A 15406-nucleotide genomic window follows, 5' to 3' on the forward strand; every position below is an offset into this window, starting at 1 on the left:
TGCCGGTAACGTTCGATACGTTGCGGTGCGGGTCCCGGGTACGGGCCGACCAGCGAACGTCCATCTGGACGGTCGATGGCAGTAGAGCATGGACGGGATGCGTGACTACCCTGGGTGACGCCAGAAAGACAGAATGCTGTCAAATCGCGGGGACATCCCGATGCGCTTCCAGTCGGTGACAACCTGGGCTTTCTCTTTGAGTTGCGGCGTGATGGAATCTCGGAGGTCCGACCCGCCCGGGTCGGTCGATCAGCGGTGCCCTGGGCCATTGGCCGGGCACTGGATGGGAAGGCGGTGACGTGAGCAAGCGGCCGAAGACATCAAGCCCGATCCTGTCGCGTCTCCGCTGGCCGGTCGCCGGCCGGCTGCGCGACATGCCGATCTGGTCGAAGCTGGGTCTTATCATGATCGCGCCGACCATCGCGGTCGTCGTGGTCGGTACGACAAGCATCGTCGACCACATGGAGACGTTGGACGACGCGAACCGGGCGCACAACCTGGCGACGCTCGCCCAGACCTCCGGCAAACTCGTGCACGACCTGCAGGACGAGCGGGCGGGCGCGGTCCTGCTGCTCGGCTCGCGGAACGAGGCCGCGAAGAAGACGAACCGCGACGCCTACAGCAAGGTGCACCCCGAGGTCGACAAGGCCAAGGGGCCGTATTCCGAGCGCCGGGCGCAGCTCGACGAGCTGCCGGCCAACTTCGACGCGCTGCTCGGCCAGATCGACCAGGGCCTGGCCGACCTGCCGGGGATCCGCAGCCAGGTCATCAACTCCAAGCTCAAGCTGACCGACGCGGCACAGTCGTACGAGGGTCTGATCAACGACCTGCTGAACATCCGGGACCTCGCCTCGCAGCTCGCCGGCGATTCCTCGCTGAGCGACCGGATGCGGGCCGCCGCCGCCAACGCGCGCGGCAAGGAGTTCCTGTCGATGCGCCGGGTCGTGGTGCACCGCGCCCTGATCGACGGTCGGCTGACCGCCGCGTTGCAGACCGACTACATCGCCACCGAGACCGGTCAGCAGCAGGCGTTGCAGACGTTCAAGGCGATCGCCACCGGTCCCGAGTCCGCTTTCTACGACGAGACGGTCACCGGCGCCGACGTGCGTGAGGTCGACAGCTACGGCGGCTGGATCCGGGGTCGGACCGACGAGGGCATGGCAGACGCCCCGTTCGACGCCGAGGACTGGGACTCCGCCATGGTCGGCAACGCCGGGCTGATCCGCGCGGTGGAGGGCCGGCTCGACGCCGACGTGCTGACCGAGGCCAGTGCGCTCCGCGACGACGTGCAGCGGCAGGTCTTCCTGGAGACCGGTCTGCTGCTGAGCATGCTGCTGCTGGCGGTGCTCTTCGCGTACCTGGTCGCCCGCTCGATGGCCCGCTCGCTGCGCGAGCTGCGGCACGGCGCGCTCTCCATCGCCCAGTACGGCCTGCCGCACGCGGTGTCCCGACTGCGTGACCCGCAGGTGACCGCGCAGATGTCGCCCGTACAGGTCGCCAACCAGATCGCCGAACCGCTACCGGTGCGGAGCAAGGACGAGTTCGGCCAGGTCACCGAGGCGTTCAACGCGGTCCACCTGGAAGCCGTCCGGACCGCCGCCGAACAGGCCGCCCTGCGGGCGTCGGTCGCGACGATGTTCGTCAACCTGGCCCGCCGTTCGCAGATCCTGGTCGACCGGCTGATCGGCCACCTGGACCGGCTGGAACGGGGCGAGGAGGATCCCGACCGGCTGGCCGAGCTCTTCCAGCTCGACCACCTGGCCACCCGGATGCGGCGCAACGACGAGAACCTGCTGGTGCTCGCGGGTGCCGACTCGACCCGGGTGCAGCGCGAGCCGGCGGCACTGATCGACGTGCTCCGGGCCGCGCAGTCCGAGGTCGAGCACTACACCCGGATCGAGTTCGGCATGGTCGACCGGGATCTCGAGGTCCAGGCCAGCGCCGTCAACGACCTGGTGCACCTGGTCGCCGAGCTCTTCGACAACGCCACGGCCTTCTCGCCGCCGGACTCGCAGGTGATGGTGGAGGCCCGCCGGGTGGGTGACCGCGCCACCCTGTTCGTCGAGGACCGGGGCATCGGCATCACCGCCGAGCAGTTGCAGGACCTCAACGAACGGCTCGCCACGCCACCCGCCGTCGACGTGACCGTCTCCCGGATGATGGGTCTGGTCGTGGTCGCCCGGCTGGCGTCCCGGCACGGTGTCAAGGTCGAGCTGCGGCCCGGCCCGGACCGGGGCACGGTAGCCGACGTCACGCTGCCCACCTCGATGCTGATCCCCCGGGCCCTGTCCGGCCGGACCCAGCAGCCCGGTGGTCTTCCCCCGCTCCCGCCGGAGCCGGCCGCCCGTCCGGCGCTCGGCGCCCCGCTCGCCCTGGAGAGCGGCCCGGCCACGCCGTCGCCCGCACCGACCTTCGGCGACCGCGACCGCAGCCGGGACGTCTCGCCGCTCGGCCGGCCGTACGAACCGGCCATGAACGGCGGCGGGCACACCAGCGAGCCGAGCCAGCCCCGGGACATGCCGGCGTGGTCCGACCTGACCGGTGCCCGGGCCGGCCGCAACGGCAGCGACCCGTTCACGCCGAGGCTGCCCAACGGGCACGACATCGAGCCGCTGCCGCAGCGGCGGGCCACCGAGCAGGACGCGTCGGGTCTGTCGACCAACGAGACGACGATGTCCGGCTTCATCCCACGGCAGCGTCCGGTGACGCCGGAGCCGCAGCCGAGCGGGCTGACCGCGCTGCCGCCGGTGTCGGCACCGCCGGTCTCGGCACCGCCGGCCGGGCAGCCGCCGGTCTCCGCGCCGCCGTTCGGCCTGACCTCGCCGCCGCAGGCGCCGCCACCGGCACCGATGATGCCTCCGGCAGCGCAGCCGCAGGCCCCGGCGTTCAACGCGCCGCCGGCCTGGCCACCGGTGAACGCGCCGGAGCGCGAGGCCGCCGCGCCACCCGTTCCGGAGCGGCTGGCCGCGGCGCTGGACATGACCGCCGAACTGCCCCGGATGGCCCGGACGCCCGCCACCGAGGCGTCGGCGAACGTGGAGGCCCGGCCGAAGTTCGCCGACGAGACCATGGAACTACCGATCTTCCGCGAGTTGGAGTCGGCCTGGTTCCGCACCCGCCGGAAGCCAGAGGAGACCGGCGGTCAGCCCCAGGGAGCCGGTACGGCTACCCAGACGACCGGCCAGGCCGTCGCGGTGGACACCGCCGTTCCCGACGCGGGCCAGGCCGGAACCGCAGCAACGACAGGCAACGCGGCGGCGCACGGGCCGGGGCCTGGCGGCCAGCAGCCGGCGGGTCGGCCGGTCACCAACGGCACCGGTCGACCGGGTGAGCCGGCAGGCGGTTGGCGTACGGCTGCGGACGACGGTTGGCGGGCAGCCATGGCGGCTACGACAGCCGCCAGGACGACGGATGTCCAGACGACTCAGACCGGACTGCCCAAGCGGGTACCCATGGCGCAGTTGGTGCCCGGGGCCGTGGAGAAGCCGACGACTTCGGTGCAGCGTCGGACGCCGGAGGCGGTACGCGGGTTGCTGTCCGCGTACCACCGTGGGGTGCAACGTGGCCGCACGCATCCGACGGACGACCAGTCGACCAACCCGGAGGGGACTCCGGCAGGGCAGCAATCCCCGCAGGCCGACGTGGGCCCCGCGAACGCAAGCGGCCAGAAGGAGCATGAAGGATGACATCTACGCAGGATCTCGGTTGGCTGTTGGCCAACTTCGCCGATCGTGTGCCCGGCGTCGCCCACGCGATTGCCGTCTCCGCGGACGGCCTGCTCCTCGCGTCGTCACGGGACCTTCCGCGCGACCGGGCGGATCAGCTCGCCGCGATCGCGTCCGGCCTGGTCAGCCTCACACAGGGGGCGGCGCGCTGCTTCGAGGGTGGGGCGGTGTTGCAGACGGTCGTCGAGATGGACAATGGTTTCCTGTTCCTGATGTCCATCTCCGACGGATCGTCCTTCGCGGTCCTCGCCGCCCGGAGCTGTGACGTCGGGCAGGTGGGTTATGAGATGGCACTGCTCGTCGACCGGGTGGGTGACGCGTTGACGCCGCCACCCCGGGCCGCCGCGGGGATGCTGAGCTAGGTGGTACCCGGCCGGTGCGCCTCGCCGGCTGGTGCGACGACAATGGAACAATGACGAACTCCAGGCTTTGAGTCTCGGGCACGACGAGAAGGGGGTGAACGGCGATGATGGCCGAACGCGACGAGCCGACGGGCGCGCTGGTAAGGCCATACGCCGTTACCCGTGGTCGTACCAGGCCGAGGCTCGACATCGCGCTGGAGGCGCTCGTCGAGACGACGGTGCGCGGTCGGTCCGCCGGTAACGGCAATGGCGGCCAGGGCCGGGAGCATCAATACATCGCCGCGCTGTGTGATGGTCGGCTGCAGTCGCTCGCGGAGATCGCGGCGCGGATGCAGTTGCCGCTCGGAGTGGCTCGGGTCCTGATCGCCGACATGGCCGCCGATGGCCTGGTGGCGGTGCACGAACCGACAATTCTGGACGACTCAAACGACGCGGTGGGCACTGAACTGCTGGAGAGGGTGCTGAGTGGACTTCGCAGGCTCTGACATGTCGCACCGCCCAACGGCCGGGCGCGTGACATCGGCGAAGATCGTCATCGCCGGTGGCTTTGGCGTCGGCAAGACAACACTGGTCGGCTCGGTCTCGGAGATCACGCCGCTGACCACCGAGGCGATCATGACGTCGGCTGGTGTGGGTGTCGATGACACCCGCCAGGTGCCGGGCAAGACGACCACCACGGTCGCGATGGACTTCGGTCGGATCTCGATCGACCGGGACCTCATCCTTTACCTGTTCGGCACCCCGGGCCAGACGCGGTTCTGGTTCATGTGGGACGAACTGGTACGGGGCGCGATCGGTGCGGTCGTCCTGGTCGACACCCGTCGGCTGGCCGACTGCTTCGCGGCCATCGACTTCTTCGAGCACCGGCGGCTGCCGTACCTCGTGGCGATCAACTGCTTCGACGGTATGCAGTACCACGACCCGCAGGACGTGCGGGACGCGCTGGCGATCTCGAGTGACGTGCCGGTCGTCGCGTGCGACGCCCGGAACCGGGAGTCGACCAAGCACGTGCTGATCTCGCTGGTCGAGTACGTGCTGACCATGCGGCGCTCGCGCGCCGTCGCCCCGGCCTGACCGGCGCGGTACGTCGCCCGTCGGGAGGCCCGGCCGTAGGCCGGTGCCGTCACGCCCGACGCGGTCGCCCGGCCCGCGCCGGGTAGACGGCTGCCCGTACTCCGGCGGCGACGGCGCGGTACGCGTGCTGCACCGTCAGCCGAGTCCGCCCGTGCGACGCCACGCCACCGTCTCCATGGCACCGCCCCCACGGCACCGTCCACTGTCGTGACAGCGGCGGACGGCGACAGGTGTCGGCGCCATCCGCTCCGGCGGTCACCCACCCGGCCCGATCCGCTGCCGTTTGATCGGGGGCCAGTCCCGGTCCACGTTCGGCGGCCGGCAGGCCGCATCCCCGCACCGTAGGCCCGTGACGGTTTCCCGGGTCGCAGACGGTGGATCGGACGACTCCACATCCCCGGCAGGCCAGTACCGGCGGACCGGCGAAGGTTGTCCAGAGATTCCGTCGACCGGCACGAGCCGGCGCAGCGGCACCAGCCGGCCCGGCACAGCGGTACCAGCCGGCACAGTGGACCCGGCGACACCGGCAGACCCGACGACGGGCAGACCCGGCGCCCAGGCAGACGCGACGACACAGGGCAGTGGACCGGCGCGCGTGGCAAGGCCGGCACAGTGGACCGAGAGGTCAGGAGACCCTGCTCCAGGAGCCGGAGACCACGGTGAAGACCCCGAGCGAGTCCGGCTCCATCCCGCCATGCCGGATCGGCGCGAACGAGTACGCCCCGGCGATCCCCTCGGTGATCTGCGTACCCAGGTAGGCGCGCAACCGGCCACGGTCGACGCTCTTGCCGAGCCGGGCCGCGTTGACGACCAGCCGTAGCGAGTCCGAGGCGTACGGCGCGAAGCCGCTGAACGAGCCGTGCAGGTGGATGTAGCGGTAGATGAAGTCCCGCCGGTCCAGCCCGGCCGTGGTGGTGTTCGTCAGCGCCGAGCTGCCCAGCGAGCCGGGATGCACGACGTACGCGCCCTCGACCGCCGCCGCGTTCGCCTCCGACAGGGTGTCCTCGGCGACCGCTCCGGCGTCGAAGAAGATCCGGCCCTCGAAGCCGGTCTGCCGCAGTGCGCGGGCTGCCGTACCGGAGAACGGGGCGGTTCCCCAGACGACCACCGCCTCGGGGTCGGGGCCGGTCACCTTCCGGGCCGCCGGCCGGAAGTCGGCGTTCTCCTCCTCGGGCAGCCTCGTCACCCTGACGAGGTCGACGTCCACGGCCCGCAGAGCCGCTGTGAGGGCCCGTACGCCCGAGTCGCCGTGCGCGCCCGCCGCGGCCAGCAGGCCGACCTTTTCGAGGCCCTGCGAGCGAATCAGCGCAGCCAGCGCCCGTGCCACGTCGCGGGCGTCCGGGGTGAGCTTGAAGATGTACGTCCGTTGCGCCAACGGCACCGTGAGGTTGTCGGCGGCAGCGTAGGAGATGAACGGCACCTGCTGCTGCTGCGCGATCGGGATGATCGCCAGTGAGGTCTCGGCGAGGCAGCCGCCGACCAGCGCGTGTACGTTCTCCCGGGTGGCCAGCTCGGTCGCGTGCTGGGCGGCGAGCCGTGGCTCGCTGGCGTTGTCCCGGATCACCAGCCGGAGACTCCGGCGCAGGTTGCCGACCTGTACGCCGCTCTCGTTGAGCTTGTCAGCCGTGATCTTCAGCGCGCGTTCCTGGAGTACGCCGAGTGCCCGGCCGACGCCGGTGAGTTCGAGACTGGCGCCGACGACGAGTTCCCGTGCGCCGGGACCGCTCGGTCCGGAGTTGCCCTCGTCGTTCCGCCCGCAGGCGGCGATCAGGGTGGTGGCCGCCGCCGCGAGGAGGCCCCGGCGGCTCAGCGTCCACGCCTCGACTGCCGATTCGGCCATCGTGCCACCTCCATACGCTGGTCGTAGGTGTCGCCTACGGTCCCGGGGTATGTTGGCGGCCCCTGCCAGGCGTCGTCAACTCCCGTCAGTGTGGTGAGAAACACCAGGTAGACGTACATCTGAGGCTGATTGGCCAGTCAGCCGACGGGGTCTGTCCGGACGGACCGCCCGGTCGGTCGACCGGTTGGTCCGGACAGCGCGGAGCGTGTCCAGCCGGCCACGCGCAGCCGCGCCGACCTGCGAGGACATTCGACGGACGGTGCGGGCACCAGCCGGCCACCACTCCCGCGATCGTTGCCCCGCGCCGACCGGGCCACGGCACGTAGACGACGACCGTCCACGGCACGTAGATGAGGACCGGTCCACGGCAGGTAGATCTGGTGGGCACCGGTCCCGGTCGGTCCGCTGATGCGAAGACCCGCACCGGCGCCGCCCGAGGATTCGGACGGCCGGTGCGGGTCTCGGTGGAAGAGCGCCGCCGGGTCGGTCGGTCAGGAGCGGTAGCCGGCGGAACGGTACTCGTAGTCGAGGTTGTCGGCCCGCTCGTCCGGGTCCCGGCTGAAGTCCCAGCCACCCGCGGCCTCCCGGCCCGGCCGACCGCCGACGGCGTAGCCGCCGATCTCCTGGCCGCGCCGCCAGCCCCGGAAGTAGCCGGTGGTGTGTTCGGCGATCCGGGCCGCGTCACGCACGATCCGCAGTGGCCGCTCGTCCCGCAGCGGCGAGCCGGGCACCAGGTTGGCCTGCGGCACCCGCTTGGGCAGGCCGGCGTTGGTCGAGGCGCCGACGGAGGGCTTCGCCGCCTGCTGGGCGGCCTGCCAGCCGCTGTCGGCCTTCGACGCCCACTCGATCTCGTCCTCCTCGGACTGGCCGGTGAACCAGGCGGACCTCACCGCGCCGAAGATCAGCAGGTCGCCGTCGCCCTCGTCGGACACGGGCGGGGCGCTCGGCTCGACGCCGCGGCGGGGCAGGCCCGACCCGGTCGCGGTCGGCTCCTCCCGATCCACCAGTCGCAGCGGCGGGTTGTCGGTGGGAAGGCTGGCGCGCAGGCCACGGTCCGCCAGCGGCGGCGGCGGTGGCGGCTCGACCAGGCGCAGCGTGGGCGGCTCCGGCGGCAGGTCGTCCGCCTGCCACGGCGGAGTCACCCGCCCGTCGCCGGGTGCCGGGCTGACCGGTGCGTCACGCTGGCCGGACTGCCCACCCGGGTATCCCGGATAGCCGGACCCGGTCGACCGGGCGTCCTGCTCGTCGTCGGAGTTCATCAGCGGCCAGTTGGCCCGGGAACCGGGCGGCGGTGCCGGCGGCTCGGGCCGGGCGGCCGGCAGCGAGACGGTCAGGCCGGCTGCGGAGATGGTGCCGGGACGGGACGCCGGGTCCCCGTTGGTCTTCGGCCGGGGTGTGATCGGCGTCGGCCGCCGCTCGTTGCGGGCGCTGTTGATGGCCGCAGTGGTCAGGGTGGCCCGGAACGGCTCGCCGGCCTCGGCGGGCGGGATCGGGCTGCGCTGCGCCGGCGGCATCGGAGTCATCCCGGGCGGCGGGGGCGGCGGCGCGGAAACCGGCCGGTTCGCCATCGGGTCGCCCTGGTACGCCGGTGGCGCGGAGGAGGGCATCGCCGAGCGGGACTCGCGGGGCGGGCCGGAGACCGGTACGACCGGCATGGAGAGCGTGGCGGCCGGCGACAGCGGCGGCGCGGACGAGGGGGTGACCGGTGGCGGCGCCATCGGCGGCGGCGCGACCGGTGACGGCGCGACCGGAGGCGGTCCCATCGGCTGGGGGGTGGCCGGGCCGTTGCCGGCCGCCGCCGGCTGGTGCCGGGTGCGCCGCCCGGAGCTGGGTACCGGCTCGCGCGGTGCACCGGGCAGCCCGGTGCCGGCCGGCGCCGACGTGGGTACCTCGGCGGCACTGCGTCGCCCGGCCCGCCGGCCCGGAGCCGACGGCGTCGTGACGACCCGGGCGCTCAGGGTGGCGACCAGCGCGTCGCAGCCGGCGTCGCAGGCGCGTACGGCCGCGACCGCCTGCCGTACGGTCTCCGCTGCGGCGGAGGTGAGGGCCTTGTTGGTGGCGGGGCCGCGCCGGGGCGTCTCCGCGATGGCGACCCGCAGCGCGGTGACCGCCTCGGTGATGACGTCGGCCTCGGCGACACCGTCGGCGGCGAGGTGCGCGGCGATGGCGTCGGTGGCCACCGAACTCTCCCGGCCACGCGCACTCGTCCCGCCGAGCATGCCCGGCTCGGGCAGCGCGTCCAGTACGGCCAGCGAGACCGGCTCGGCCGGGTCGGGGTACGCCCGCAGCGCCGCCGGGTAGAGCTCGCGCAGCACCTCGCGTAGCGCCACGGCGGCGGCGTGCCGGCCGTTGGCGAGTGCGGCGTGCGCGGCGAGTACCGGCTTGAAGCTGATCAGCTCACGCGGCGGTGGCAGGGTGGCCGCCGAGAGCGCACCAGCCTGCAACGCCCGGGCGAGCCCGACGGCCCGGCGCTCGGCCGGGGCGGACTCCCGCTCCTCGGCCGACTCGTCGTCGGCGAACCGTTCGGCGAAGTCGTCGACGGAGTCGTCGTCTGCGATGACCAGGGGACGACCGGCGGCGCTCAACAGCGAGGTCACCATGTGGTCGTCGCTGTCCGCCGCCACGGCCGCGCCGCTCGGTCCGCTGCTCCGTTCGACGAGCACCGTGCCGAGCTGGGCGTACCCGGCCGGGTCGTCGGTGATCTCGCAGACATGGAGCAGCCTGCCTGCGTCGTCGACCACCGCGGAGGTCAGCGTCGCGCCGGCCGAAGCCGGCCGACCCGCCGTATCCGCAGAGGCCAGACCGCAGTACACCCGCACGAGCGCCACGGCGTCGTCCTCCTCCCGAGACACAAGTGGTGTGCCAAAGACTGATGCTCCCTGGTAAGGGGTCAGTCGCGCCAGTCCACGGCGGCAGAGATCTTGCCGATAATCGTGCGCCACCCGAGACTTGCGGTTTGTGCCCCGATTTTCTTGAGTCGCCGCCGACCCCGGAATTTGCCGAGGCCGCCGGCTTCGGTCGCCCGGAGCGCCTCGTCGAGGTCGTCCAGGCTGGAGCCGGAAGAAAGCATATCCAGTACGGCGGGAAGCCGGAGCGCGTAGGCCAGGTCGCGGGCCACCTCGCCGGCCTCGATGAGCAGCGTCGCGTCCCAGACGTCGTGCCCGCCGCGAAGGTTCTCCACGACGAGGTCTAGCTCGTAGGAGTCCTCGTCGAGCGGGGCGACGTCGGCCGGCGTGATCCGCTCGGCGAGCCGGTCCCAGGTGTCCAGACCGGCCAGATCGTGCGGCGCGCCGGACTTGACGAATGTGACAAGTGCCTCAGGACTCTTGAAAAGCAGGAGCTTGCCGCGGTGGGTGAGGAAGGCCGGTACCTCGTCGGTCTCCTCCTCGATTTCCTCGGCCTTTTCGGCGTCCGCGTCGGCGTCCTCGGCCTTGCCGTCCCGCTCCGCGTCCTCGCGGTCGGCCTCGGCGAACTGGTCGGCGAGCTCCTCGTCGAGGATCACGACCGTCTCGTCGTCCTCGTCCTCGTCCACCTCGGCCTGCCGCGACCTGCTGGCGAAGAGGTCGTCCTGCTCCCGGTCCTCGATGTCGGTCGGGGTCAGTTCGCTCGCCGGGCGGTACGTCCGCAGGGTGAAGCCGGAGCCGCTGGGCAGGGCGATCTCGACCGGATCGATCCGGGTCTCCGCCCAGAGCGACCGGTCCGTGCTGCCGGACGTCGCCGCGCCGTCGGCGTCGGTGTCGTCGGTGGTTTCCGAGGAGCCGGCGTCGACCTGCCCGGGGTCGACAGCCCCGTCGCTGCCGGCGGGCTCGTTGCCGGGCTCGGTGTCGGGCCGGTGGGACGACTGGCGGGCCACGCTGACCTCCGTGTGCGCTCGATATGGGCACCCGACCCGGCGAGGGAGCCGGCGGATCGGTGACTCTGCGCACACACCCTAGTAGGCCGGCGGCGGGCGTGGATGCCGGCACCCCGTTGGACTTCCGTGCATATATTAGTAGTCTTGCTACTTATGAACGCCCAGGCGCTGCACGGCCATCTCGATGCGCTGCTGCTCGCGGTGCTGGAGCGCGGTGCGCTGCACGGGTACGCCATCATCGAAGCGCTCCGGGCCCGCAGCGGCGGCGTACTCAACCTGCCCACCGGGACCATCTATCCGGCGCTGCGCCGGCTGGAGCGGGCCGGCTACGTCAGCAGCGCCTGGAGCACCGTCAACGGCCGGGAGCGGCGGACCTACGAGCTGACCGGCGCCGGGCAGCGGGCCCTCGCGGGCGAGCGGTCCAACTGGCAGGAGTTCAGCTCGACGGTGGGGCAGTTCCTCGGCGGCGGCACGCTGCCCTCGCCCGGCACACCTGCCTGATCCGACGCGCTGCCCTCGCCCGGCACCCTGGCTGATCCGGCGCGCTGCCGTCGCCTGGCACCCCTGGCTGATTCGGCGCGCTGATTCGGCCCGTCGTGCCAGGTTGGCGGCTCAGGAGCCGACGGAGAGGTGGTCGCGTTCCGCGCCGGCCTGGCGCAGCCACTGGTCGCGGTACCAGCCGGACTGCTCGACCAACTCGGCGTGGCTGCCCCGGTGCGCGATCCGGCCCGCGTCGAGCACGATGACCTCGTCGTACCGGTCCAAACCGGACAGCCGGTGGGTCACCAGCACCACCGTACGGTCCGGACCGGCGTGTGCGGTCGCCGAGGCGAGCACCCGGTCGGCGGCACCGGGGTCGAGACCCTCGGTCGGCTCGTCCAGCACCAGGATCCCGGCCGGGGCCGCGAGCAGGGCTCGGGCCAGCAGCAGGCGTTGGCGCTGCCCGCCGGAGAGCTGACCGCCGTCCTCGCCCACCACCGTGTCCCAGCCGGCGGGCTGCTGGCGTACCCAGTCCAGCAGGCCGGCCGCCCCGGCCGCGCCGGCCAGTTCCTCCTCGGTCGCCCCGGTCCGGCCGAGCAGGAGGTTCTCCCGGACCGAGGCGTGGAAGACGTGTGCCTCGGCGAGCAGCCCGCCGACGATCCGGGGCAGCCGTTCGGCGGGCTGGTCGGCCAGGTCGACGCCGTTCAGGGTGACCCGGCCGCTGTCCGGCCGGACCATGCCGGTCAGTACGCCGAGCAGACTGCTCTTGCCCGCACCGCTCGGCCCGACGACGGCGATCCGGCTGCCCGCCGGCAGGTCGAGATCGATCCCGTCGAGCGCGGGCGGGCCCGATCGGCGGTACCGGAGACGCACCCGCTCCACCCGGCAGTGCCACCGGCCCGCGACCTTCTCCGAGTCTGCGGCTCCAATCCCGACGGTCGGCTCCGGTGCGTCCGGCGGGCGGCGGTCCGGCGACTCCGGGCCGCCGTCGGCGCCGGTCAGCAGGTCGGCCACCCGGGTCAGGCCGGTACGCAGCCGGGTCCACTGCCGGGCCGCGCCGACCAGCGCCAGGGCGGCCTCGACGGCGGCGAGCGTGCCGACCCCGAGCACCCCGACGAGTACGCCGTCGACGCCGGCCCGGAGCGCCACGGTCAGCACGGCGGCGCTGGTCGCACCGGCGACCAGGATTCCGAGACCGTCCACCGCCCAGCCCAGCGCCGCCGTCCGGCGTTCCAGCCCGGCCAGTTCACGGGCCCGGGCGTCGGCCCGGTCCAGTGCCGCCCGGGTGGCGCCGAAGGCGGCCAGGTCGGCGGCGCCGGAGGTCAGGTCCACCGCGTCACCGGCGAGCGCACCGCGCAGCGGCGCCACCCGGGCGGCGGTACGCCGGGTCAGCATCGCCGCCAGCGCCGGCAGCACCACCCCGGCCAGCAGCAGCCCGCCGGCCAGGGCCAGCCCGGCGAGCGGCTCCACGGCGGACGCGCCGAGTACGGCGAGCAGGCCGACGAGCGCGGCGGCCACCCCGGGGACGAGTACCCGGAGCAGCAGGTCCTGCACCGCCTCGACGTCCGAGACGAGCCGGCTGAGCAGGTCGCCGGAGTGCCGCCCGGCGGAGTTCTGTGCGGCGCGGTGCTGTGCGGCGCTGCCGCGCCGGGCCGCCAGCGCGGCGAAGACCCGGGCGCGGACCTCGGTGACGACCCGCAGCGCGGCGTCGTGCCCGGCCAGCCGTTCGGTGTAGCGCAGCACGCCTCGGCTGATCGCCAGCGCGCGTACCGCGACGATCGCCACGGTGAGCGTGTCCAGCGGTGGGCGGCCGGCGGCGCTGACCAGCAGCCAGGTCGCGGTCGCCAGCAGGGCGAGCCCGGCGAGTTCGGTGCCGGCGGCGAGCAGGCCGGCGCCGAGCAGCCGACCGAGGTACGGCCGGGCCAGCCGCCAGACGACCCGTTCCGGTCGCAGCCTCACGCCACCACCTCCCGGTGCGTCTCCTCGACGGCAGGTGTCCCGGGCCCGACCGCCGGCCCGGACCCGAGCCGGGTCTGCTCGGTCACCCGGCCGTCCTCGACCCGGAGTACCCGGTCCGCCCCGGCCAGCAGCGTCGGCCGGTGCGCCACCAGCAGCGCGGTACGCCCGGCGACCAGCCGCCCGGTGGCGGCGAGTACGGCGGCCTCCGAACCGGCGTCGAGCCGGGCTGTCGGCTCGTCGAGCAGCACGATCGGGGCGTCCCGGAGGAAGGCCCTGGCCAGCGCGACCCGCTGCCGTTCCCCGCTGGACAGCCCGTGGCCGCCCTCGCCGAGCCGGGTGTCGAGACCCTCGGGCAGCCCGTCCACCACTTCGGTCAGAGCGGCAGCCCGGACGGCGGCCCGGACCGCCTCCTCCGGCGCGTCCGGCGCCCCGAGCCGGATGTTGTCGGCGAGCGAGGTGCCGAACAGGTGTGCCCGCTGCGGTACCCAGGCCAGTTGCCGGCGCCATCCGGCCAGGTCCAGGGCGGCGAGGTCGGTGCCGCCGACGGTGATCCGCCCGCTGCTCGGGCTGACGAAGCCGAGCAGCAGGTGCAGCAGCGTGCTCTTGCCGGCGCCGCTCGGCCCGACGACGGCGATCCGCTCACCTGGCCGGATGGTGAGGCTGACGTCCCGCAGCGCCGTGGTGCGCGGGTAGTCGACCGTGACCGACTCGAACCTGATCTCGCCGTCCGCCCGCACCCCGTTCGGAGCGCCGCCCGACTGCCCGGGAACGAGCGAGCCGGTCTCCGGTCCGACGAGCGAACCCGCCGGGCCGGGGGAGCGGACGGCGACCCGCTCCGAAACCTCGGTGCCGCCCGGACGGTCGATCGACCGTCCGCGCGGGCCGGTGCTTGACGGTTCGGGCCGGCCGAGGGCTGACGGCGGGCCGGTGGTTGCCGGTTCGGCGGGGTCGGTGGTGGGGCGGTCGGCCGGGCTGGTCGCCGAGGGGTCGGTGGCGGTGGTCGTCGGGTCGGGGTCGAGCAGGGTCAGCGCCTCGTCCAGTGCGGTCAGCCCCTCCTGGCTGGCGTGGAACTGACTGCCTGCGGCGCGCAGCGGCAGGAACGCCTCGGGGGCGAGCAGCAGCACCAGCAGCGCCGTCTGGAGGGTGAGGCCCCCGCCGAGCAGCCGGAGGCCGATCGGTACCGCGACCAGCGCGACCGAGAGGGTGGCGACGAGTTCGAGTACCAGCGCGGAGAGGAAGGCGATCCGCAGCGTCTTCATGGTCGCCAGCCGGTGCCGGTCCGCCATCCGGCGTACCACGGCGACCTGGGCCGGGGCCCGGCCGAACAGGTGCAGGGTGGGCAGTCCGCGCACCATGTCCAGGAAGTGGCCGCCGAGCAGGGCCAGCCGGCGCCACTGCCGCTCGGTCGCGGCCTGGGCCTGCCAGCCGAGCAGCGCACCGAAGATCGGGACCAGCGGCAGGGTCACCGCGATGACCAGTGCGGAGCTCCAGTCGGCGAAGACCAGCCGGGCCAGTACCGCCAGCGGCACCGTGACGCTCAGCACGAGCTGCGGCAGATAACCGGTGAAGTACGCGTCGAGCGCGTCCAGCCCGCGCCCGGCCAGCGTGGCGAGCTGGCCCGTACGCTGCCCGGACAGCCAGCCCGGCCCACGCCGGCCGACGGCGTCGAGCAGGTCGGCGCGGAGTGCCGCCTTGACCGTCGCCGCGGCGCGGGCGGCGACCGTCCCCTGCGCCCAGAGCAGGGCGGCGCGGCCGGCGACACTGGCCAGGAAGGCGGCCAGGGCGACCCGGTCGAGGTGTCCGCCGGCCGCCTCGGCGAGCACCGTGGCGAGCGTGGTGGCCTGGGCGATGACCAGTCCGGCGGCGGCGATCCCGAGCGCGCCGAGCAGCCCGAGGTGCCGCCGCGCACCGGGCACCCGGTGCAGCAGACGGGGATCGAACGGGCGGCGGCGGCGGCTCATCGGAGTCCCGGTGCGCCGGTGACCGGCGGACCCTGGCGGACGCGGTCGTCGGTCGGTGGCGGTACCCGGGACGGTGCCGGCGGCGGCAGCGTCCGGACCCGCCGACCCGGCCGACGACCATCGCGAATTCCCATACCACGCATCTTTTCGGT

At 73.4% G+C, this 15406-nt stretch carries 10 protein-coding genes; 5 read left to right on the top strand and 5 right to left on the bottom strand.

From position 1 onward, the window contains the following. Window positions 1-299: 299 nt before the first annotated feature. From Pen02_RS03075 to Pen02_RS03090, 4 genes are all read left to right on the top strand, one after another. A complete protein-coding gene (locus Pen02_RS03075; protein ID WP_203864375.1) occupies window positions 300-3686 on the top strand; it encodes a sensor histidine kinase in 3387 nt (1128 codons plus the stop codon). Beyond that, window positions 3683-4087 (top strand): roadblock/LC7 domain-containing protein, encoded by a 405-nt coding sequence (locus tag Pen02_RS03080; protein WP_107257776.1) that lies wholly within the window; start codon window positions 3683-3685, stop codon window positions 4085-4087. The genes Pen02_RS03075 and Pen02_RS03080 overlap by 4 nt, the downstream gene beginning before the upstream one ends. A gap of 107 nt (window positions 4088-4194) precedes the next feature. Further along, window positions 4195-4572, top strand: coding sequence for a DUF742 domain-containing protein (locus tag Pen02_RS03085; RefSeq protein ID WP_101371820.1), 378 nt, complete (start codon window positions 4195-4197; stop codon window positions 4570-4572). Window position 4573: 1 nt separating this feature from the next. After that, entirely contained in the window at window positions 4574-5161 is a 588-nt protein-coding gene (locus Pen02_RS03090) for a GTP-binding protein (protein ID WP_203864376.1), read from the top strand. Between the two features lie 625 nt (window positions 5162-5786). Here Pen02_RS03090 and Pen02_RS03095 read toward each other — a convergent pair. The 3 genes from Pen02_RS03095 to Pen02_RS03105 form a co-directional block, all read right to left on the bottom strand. Further along, entirely contained in the window at window positions 5787-7001 is a 1215-nt protein-coding gene (locus Pen02_RS03095; protein WP_203864377.1) for an ABC transporter substrate-binding protein, read from the bottom strand. 491 nt (window positions 7002-7492) lie between these two features. Beyond that, window positions 7493-9853 (bottom strand): transposase, encoded by a 2361-nt coding sequence (locus Pen02_RS03100; protein WP_203864378.1) that lies wholly within the window; start codon window positions 9851-9853, stop codon window positions 7493-7495. Window positions 9854-9891: 38 nt separating this feature from the next. Then, on the bottom strand, window positions 9892-10854 hold the full coding sequence (locus Pen02_RS03105) for a SatS C-terminal domain-containing protein (protein ID WP_372445559.1): 963 nt from the start codon (window positions 10852-10854) through the stop codon (window positions 9892-9894). 153 nt (window positions 10855-11007) lie between these two features. Here Pen02_RS03105 and Pen02_RS03110 point away from each other — a divergent pair, with 153 nt between their 5' ends. After that, window positions 11008-11355, top strand: a complete 348-nt coding sequence (locus Pen02_RS03110; protein WP_203864379.1) for a PadR family transcriptional regulator — start codon at window positions 11008-11010, stop codon at window positions 11353-11355. Window positions 11356-11466: 111 nt separating this feature from the next. On the opposite strand, the gene cydC is transcribed toward Pen02_RS03110, so the two are convergent. Continuing rightward, window positions 11467-13293, bottom strand: a complete 1827-nt coding sequence (cydC, locus tag Pen02_RS03115) for a thiol reductant ABC exporter subunit CydC (protein ID WP_203864380.1) — start codon at window positions 13291-13293, stop codon at window positions 11467-11469. Further along, a complete protein-coding gene (locus Pen02_RS41520) occupies window positions 13290-15254 on the bottom strand; it encodes an ABC transporter ATP-binding protein/permease (RefSeq protein WP_239139985.1) in 1965 nt (654 codons plus the stop codon). Before Pen02_RS41520 ends, cydC begins: the two co-directional genes overlap by 4 nt. Window positions 15255-15406 lie beyond the last annotated feature (152 nt).

Source organism: Plantactinospora endophytica, from assembly GCF_016862915.1.
Classification (GTDB): Bacteria; Actinomycetota; Actinomycetes; order Mycobacteriales; family Micromonosporaceae; genus Plantactinospora; species Plantactinospora endophytica.

Excerpts from the sequence above, each read along its gene's own strand:
- Pen02_RS03080 (WP_107257776.1), top strand. The coding sequence starts at position 3,683 with ATGACATCTACGCAGGATCTCGGTTGGCTGTTGGCCAACTTCGCCGAT.
- Pen02_RS03085 (WP_101371820.1), top strand. The coding sequence starts at position 4,195 with ATGGCCGAACGCGACGAGCCGACGGGCGCGCTGGTAAGGCCATACGCC.
- Pen02_RS03090 (WP_203864376.1), top strand. The coding sequence starts at position 4,574 with ATGTCGCACCGCCCAACGGCCGGGCGCGTGACATCGGCGAAGATCGTC.
- Pen02_RS03095 (WP_203864377.1), bottom strand. The coding sequence starts at position 7,001 with ATGGCCGAATCGGCAGTCGAGGCGTGGACGCTGAGCCGCCGGGGCCTC.
- Pen02_RS03110 (WP_203864379.1), top strand. The coding sequence starts at position 11,008 with ATGAACGCCCAGGCGCTGCACGGCCATCTCGATGCGCTGCTGCTCGCG.
- Pen02_RS41520 (WP_239139985.1), bottom strand. The coding sequence starts at position 15,254 with ATGAGCCGCCGCCGCCGCCCGTTCGATCCCCGTCTGCTGCACCGGGTG.